Here is a 6,038-nt window from a genome sequence, read left to right as displayed (position 1 = left end):
CGGCTTCATCGGTTCGGACGAACCGGGGATGATCGAGAGCGGCTGGCTCGAGATCACGCCATTGGTGAGCGGCGCAGGCTCGATCTTGGATTCTATCGGCCGAACTTCAGGCCTATTGGCTTCAGATCTGGGCTGAGCCGGCGGCACCGCGGCAGCCGCAGCCGCAAGCGTCGAAAGGCGCGCGGCGAGACGCGACGGGGCTGCTTCGGGAGCAGGGGCAGCCGACGCCTGGACCTGCGGAGCGGAACGGGCCGGGGTGTCCGATGTATCGGCGACTTCGGCAGCGGCGTCGGAGCCGTTGCGTTCGGTGACCGCGGCGACGGTGTGGGTGGTCGCGGCCTTATCGAGGTTCTCCGCGAGCAGGTTACGCATGATGGCGTCGCGCGAGCCGCCGCTACGGCCGCCCAGCACCACGCCGATCAGGTGGCGGTTGCCGCGGCGCATCGAGGTCACGAGATTGAAGCCGGAGGCGCGAGTATAGCCGGTCTTGATGCCGTCCACGCCCTCGACATTCCCGAGCAGATGATTGTGGTTCCGGATCGACTGTCCGCGCCAGTTGAACGTCGAGGTCGCGAAATAGCGATAGTAGCGCGGGAAGCGCTCCTGGATGGCGCGGCCGAGCGTGGCCTGGTCGCGCGCGGTCGTGACCTGCTCGTCGTTGGGAAGACCGTTGGCGTTGCGGTAAACCGTCCTGGACATGCCGAGCGAACGCGCCTTGCGCGTCATCATCTGGGCGAAGTCGTCCTCGTCGCCGCCAATCGCTTCCGCGATCACAACGGCTGCGTCGTTGGCGGAGCGGGTGACGAGACCTTTGATCGCGTCCTCGACGCGGATGGTCTGGCCGGCACGCAGGTTCAGCTTGGTGGGATCCTGATCGGCGGCGTGCTGCGACACCGGCATCTCGGTGTCGAGCTTCATCTTCCCGGACTCGAGGCGCTCGAACAGCAAATAGAGCGTCATGATCTTGGTCAGCGAGGCCGGATGGCGGATCCCGTCGGGACTCGTGGCCTGAAGCACGGAGCCGGAGTTGCCGTCGACGATGATCGACGCGAATTTCGGGCTGGAACTCTCGGACACATCGCGCTGCACGCGGTGGTGCGCGGTGTGACGCCGGTGGCGCCGCGCCTCGGCAGCATCGGTGGTGAAGATGACTGCACTCGTGACCGCAAGAAGCCCAAAAACGCCAACCCGCGCCAAGCGCGAGGAAGACAAGTTTTTACGAAGCATGAAACCCCGTCCCCGTTTCTGACTTGATCACCGGCTCGTGAGGCGAAATTGTGCCCAAGGGACCCGGGATCATTACCTGCTCAGGCTGTCCTCCGCAGATGTTCGCCGCGGGGGACGTTGGACCTGAGCCGCTGTTCTGGCTAAGGTGATGTTCTCCAACGGCTTTTGGCCGCTTGTGGAAGTTGAACACGTCCAGGGAATCAAGGTAGGGGGCCGCGGTTTCCAAAAGCTTAAGGAACCATTGCGGGAAACCCCGGGAATCTTGGCAAATTTGCCCGCAATTTTGTGCGACGCACAAAATTCTTGACTTTTTTGTGCGTTGCACTAATCGTGAGCAGAGTCAGGGAGCCGGGGCTTCCGACAGGCTAGGGAAAAGGATTCCGAATGTTCAAGGTTGAAGACTTTCAGGGCTACGGGAAAGAGCACTTCGAGCAGTACGTCGCCTCCGCGACGTCGATGCAGCACGGCCTTCAGGCGATCGCCAGCGCTTATGGCGACTACACCAAGAAGTCGTTCGAAGACACCAAGTCCTTCGTCGAGAAGCTTTCCGGCGTGAAGTCGCTGGACAAGGCCGTCGAAGCGCAGACCGAATTCGCCCGTTCCGCCTACGAGTCCTTCGTCGCGGAATCGCAGAAGATCGCCGGCCTTTACAGCGACCTCGCCAAGCAGGCGTTCAAGCCGGTCGAGACCATCGTGTCGAAGTTCACCCCGGCCGCCAGCTAACGTTTCCTGACGTCCTGGAATCAAAAGCCCGGCTGCACTAGCCGGGCTTTTTTTGTTTGTCTCGAAGTGTAGGTCTCAGCGCGCCACGCGCAGCTTCCACAGCGTGCCGGTTTCCTTGAACATCGAGACGTCTGATCTGCCTTCGTCACCAGATAGAACTTGTCGGAGCGGCTCGCGCAATACTGCAGCACGCGGGAGGTCGGGTCGCTCCGGTGTTCACCTGCACCGTATGGATCGTGATGTTCGCCGCCTTGGCGTTATCGCACAGCTTCTTCTGCCGCGCGTCGATCTGCGAGGCGTGACGATCCCCGGAAATCTGTGCCTTTGCCCGTTTTCGCGTCACGCCATTGAGGGGCAATTGGTCCGTAGAAAACCGGAGATAGCCCGCGCGAAACCGCCGCAGCCGCGTTGCTGGCCGGGTTCCTGGTGAACATCTTCTAAACCGGCGGGGCGGAAGCTTTTGTCAAATCAGTCCGGATTGATTAACCTTGGTGAGGATCGCCCGGACCGGGAATCGGGACCGCCATGGCCGCATCGGCCGAGCTGCCGCACGCTTGCGGCGAGCCGGGGGCAGGCCCATATTCGGTGAGGCCGATCCGGTTTGGACCGGACCGGCTGGAAGCGGCGATCCAAAAGGCGGTGCGCCTGTGCGAAGCTCCGAAGGCCGGGGCTGCGCGGCGAACCGTCATACGCTTCCGTGGGGAATTTGAACGCCTGAGCCATGCCGCAACTGTCTTCCAGACCAGATCCGTCCGCGGCCGCCGCCGCCCACGCTGCCCTGATGAGCAACGACGAGAACCGTTCCGGCGGTCCTTCCGCGCCAAACACGTCCGTCATCACCAAGGTCAAGCCGAAGACCAAACGGCCGAACCTGTACCGTGTGCTGATCCTGAACGACGATTACACGCCGATGGAATTCGTCGTTCATGTGCTGGAGAAATTCTTCCAGAAGGACGCCGAGGCCGCAACCAAGATCATGCTGCACGTTCATCATCACGGGATCGGGGAGTGCGGCGTGTTCACCTACGAGATCGCCGAGACCAAGGTAACGCAGGTGATGGATTTCGCTCGCAAGCACCAGCATCCGCTGCAATGCGTGATGGAAAAGAAGTAAGACACGTTACGGCGCATTCGAAGCCCGTTCTTGTGCATGTCGCAGTGTGATTGCCGCGTGATGTCTGCGCGCGATGTTCGTTGCAGAGGGCAAAACTACGGAATTTCGGACCGGTGCTGATCGTGCCCAAACCGGAACGGGTTTTGCATCAAAAAATACCGTAGCTGTGCAGCCGCCTGAGTCGCGGAACCGGTCTTTCGCCGCGATCTTGTATAACTATATGTGACAAAGGTTGTTGTTGCCTGACCGGGCGATGGCGATCATGATGGTGGGGGCCATAGAGGACGCGAATGCCGACTTTTTCCCAAAGCCTTGAACAATCCCTGCATCGTGCACTGGCGATCGCAAACGAGCGTCATCACCAATACGCGACGCTCGAGCATCTTTTGCTCTCCCTGATCGACGACTCCGATGCAGCCGCCGTCATGCGCGCCTGTAGCGTCGACCTCGACAAGCTCCGTACGAGCCTCGTCAATTATCTTGAGACCGAATTCGAGAACCTGGTGACGGACGGCGCCGATGACGCCAAGCCGACCGCAGGCTTCCAGCGCGTGATCCAGCGCGCGGTGATCCACGTGCAGTCGTCCGGTCGCGAAGAGGTGACCGGCGCCAACGTGCTGATCGCGATCTTTGCCGAGCGCGAGAGTCATGCCGCGTATTTCCTGCAGGAGCAGGACATGACGCGCTACGACGCCGTCAATTATATCAGCCACGGTATTGCCAAGCGGCCAGGCGTCTCCGAGGCGCGGCCGGTGCGCGGTGTCGACGAGGAGACCGAGACCAAGGGCAGCGAGGACGCCAAGAAGAAGGGCGAGGCGCTCGAGACCTATTGCGTCAACCTCAACAAGAAGGCGCGCGACGGCAAGATCGATCCGGTGATCGGACGCAATTCCGAGATCAACCGCGCGATCCAGGTGCTGTGTCGCCGGCAGAAGAACAATCCGCTGTTCGTGGGCGAGGCCGGCGTCGGCAAGACCGCGATCGCGGAGGGCCTGGCCAAGCGCATCGTCGACAGCGAGGTGCCGGAGGTGCTGGCGGCTGCGACCGTGTTCTCGCTCGACATGGGCACGCTGCTCGCCGGTACGCGCTATCGCGGCGACTTCGAGGAACGCCTGAAGCAGGTGCTGAAGGAGCTCGAGGCGCATCCCAACGCCATCCTGTTCATCGACGAGATCCACACCGTGATCGGTGCGGGCGCGACGTCGGGCGGGGCGATGGATGCCTCGAACCTGCTCAAGCCCGCGCTCGCTTCCGGCACCATTCGCTGCATGGGCTCGACCACCTACAAGGAATACCGGCAGCACTTCGAGAAGGACCGCGCGCTGGTGCGGCGCTTCCAGAAGATCGACGTCAACGAGCCGACGGTCGAGGACGCGATCGCAATCCTCAAGGGCCTCAAGCCGTACTTCGAAGACTACCACCGGCTGAAATACACCAACGAGGCGATCGAGGCTGCGGTACAGCTCTCTTCGCGCTACATCCACGACCGCAAGCTGCCGGATAAGGCGATCGACGTGATCGACGAATCCGGCGCGGCGCAGATGCTGGTCGCCGAGAACAAGCGCAAGAAGACCATCGGCATCAAGGAGATCGAGACCACGATCGCCTCGATGGCGCGGATCCCGCCGAAGAGCGTGTCAAAGGACGATGCCGAGGTGCTCAAGCATCTCGAGCAGACCCTGAAGCGCACGGTGTTCGGTCAGGACAAGGCGATCGAATCGCTCGCCGCTTCGATCAAGCTGGCGCGTGCCGGCCTGCGCGAGCCGGAGAAGCCGATCGGCTGCTACCTGTTTTCGGGTCCGACCGGCGTCGGCAAGACCGAGGTCGCAAAACAGCTGGCGGCGTCGCTCGGCGTCGAGCTGTTGCGCTTCGACATGTCCGAATACATGGAGCGGCACACCGTGTCGCGCCTGATCGGCGCGCCTCCCGGCTATGTCGGTTTCGATCAGGGCGGCCTGCTCACCGACGGTGTCGACCAGCATCCGCATTGCGTGGTGCTGCTCGACGAGATCGAGAAGGCGCATCCCGATCTCTACAACGTCCTGCTCCAGATCATGGATCACGGCCGGCTCACCGACCACAACGGCAAGCAGGTCAACTTCCGCAACGTGATCCTGATCATGACCACGAACGCGGGCGCGTCCGATCTCGCCAAGCAGGCGTTCGGCTTTACGCGCTCGAAGCGCGAAGGCGACGACCACGAGGCGATCAACCGGCAGTTCGCGCCGGAATTCCGCAACCGTCTCGATGCCGTCGTGTCGTTCGGCCATCTCAGCGTCGAGGTGATCGGTACGGTGGTCGAGAAGTTCGTGCTTCAGCTCGAAGCGCAACTCGGCGATCGCGATGTCACCATCGAACTGTCCGACCCCGCCAAGACCTGGCTGGTGAAGCATGGTTACGACGAGCAGATGGGCGCACGTCCGATGGCTCGGGTGATCCAGGAGCACATCAAGAAGCCGCTGGCCGACGAGGTGCTGTTCGGCAAGCTCAAGGGTGGCGGCCATGTCCGCGTCGTTCTGGTCAAGGACGAGGCCGACGAAACCAAGGACAAGATCGGCTTCGAGTTCGTCGAGGGTCCGGTCACGCCGAAGCAGGAGAAGCTCCCGGGTGCCCGCAAGCGCCCGCCGGGCAAGTCCAAGCCCGGTGGCCCCGGCGGCTCGAAGGGGCCGACCAAGAGCCCGCTGGTCAAGGCTTGATCTGCGCGCGATGAATTGAAAAGGCCGGCTGAGAAGCCGGCCTTTCTCGTTGGCAGCCAAATATAAGCAAGAAGATCCGATATGACCAACACGCCTTCTGCAAACTCGTCGTCAGCTTCCTCGATCCCCGCCGACGATCCCGGCCGCGCCCTGACGGTCGCCGATCCCGACGGCGCTGACGTGCCGCATATCTCTGTGGCCGGCGGCACCTACACGGTTCTGGTGTCGGGCGCGCAGACCGCAGGACGCTATTGCCTGGTCGACATGCTGGTGCCCGC

The 6,038-nt window shown here is 62.4% G+C and carries 4 protein-coding genes and 1 pseudogene; 4 read left to right on the top strand and 1 reads right to left on the bottom strand.

The window, feature by feature from the left end; genetic code table 11:
- Positions 1 to 1,227, bottom strand: a 1,227-nt coding sequence (locus IVB32_RS00185; protein ID WP_247409486.1) for a D-alanyl-D-alanine carboxypeptidase family protein, incomplete at its 3' end; no start/stop codon positions are given.
- Between the two features lie 384 nt (positions 1,228 to 1,611).
- On the opposite strand from IVB32_RS00185, the gene IVB32_RS00180 reads away from it, so the two are divergent.
- The 4 genes and pseudogenes from IVB32_RS00180 to IVB32_RS00165 all read left to right on the top strand — a co-directional run.
- A complete protein-coding gene (locus tag IVB32_RS00180; protein WP_007603238.1) occupies positions 1,612 to 1,950 on the top strand; it encodes a phasin family protein in 339 nt (112 codons plus the stop codon).
- 781 nt (positions 1,951 to 2,731) lie between these two features.
- Positions 2,732 to 3,064 (top strand): ATP-dependent Clp protease adapter ClpS, encoded by a 333-nt coding sequence (clpS, locus tag IVB32_RS00175; protein WP_018455182.1) that lies wholly within the window; start codon positions 2,732 to 2,734, stop codon positions 3,062 to 3,064.
- A gap of 290 nt (positions 3,065 to 3,354) precedes the next feature.
- Positions 3,355 to 5,760, top strand: a complete 2,406-nt coding sequence (clpA, locus tag IVB32_RS00170) for an ATP-dependent Clp protease ATP-binding subunit ClpA (RefSeq protein ID WP_018455181.1) — start codon at positions 3,355 to 3,357, stop codon at positions 5,758 to 5,760.
- An 81-nt stretch (positions 5,761 to 5,841) separates the two neighbouring features.
- A pseudogene (locus IVB32_RS00165) lies at positions 5,842 to 6,038 on the top strand (cupin domain-containing protein); the annotation flags it as partial.

Source organism: Bradyrhizobium sp. 23 (assembly GCF_023073295.1).
Lineage (GTDB): Bacteria > Pseudomonadota > Alphaproteobacteria > Rhizobiales > Xanthobacteraceae > Bradyrhizobium > Bradyrhizobium canariense_D.
The sequence above is the reverse complement of the archived record's forward strand: the minus strand, read 5'-3'. Positions and strand labels throughout refer to the sequence as shown.